1 protein-coding gene is annotated in these 409 nt (G+C 25.4%); it reads left to right on the top strand.

Translation table 11 applies throughout. The features are described 5' to 3' along the window. The coding region (locus tag HMPREF0202_RS15235) for a hypothetical protein (protein WP_023052025.1) at positions 1 to 409 on the top strand (409 nt) is incomplete at both ends.

The following is a 409-nucleotide window of genomic DNA, read 5'->3' on the forward strand; positions in this document are numbered from 1 at the left end:
GCTGAATCTTTAGACAGAAATCCTATTCACATTAATGGAGCCTTATTAAAAAAACCTGAAGAGAAATTAAGTGAAGACCATAAACATAAGCTCGAATCTTTTAAGCTAAATAGAGAGATAAAAGAGTTAAAAGATGAAATTCTAAAATTAGAAAGATTAGAAGCTGAAAAATCTTTGAAAAAAGATGCGATTAAAGAGATTAATTTAGAGTTAAATAGTTTTAGTGATAGTAAATACCAAGATATTTTAGACACTCATGAGAAGTTAGAAGGAATAAATGTGCAGATCTTAAAAGTAGAATATGAGCTTTTAAGCAGTTTTAATATGGAGAAAAATAGATTAGATTCTTTAAATATATTATTGAAAAATTTAAACAGTGATAAACTTAATTTAGAAAAGTATTTGGATC

The organism is Cetobacterium somerae ATCC BAA-474, from assembly GCF_000479045.1.
GTDB classification, from domain to species: domain Bacteria; phylum Fusobacteriota; class Fusobacteriia; order Fusobacteriales; family Fusobacteriaceae; genus Cetobacterium_A; species Cetobacterium_A somerae.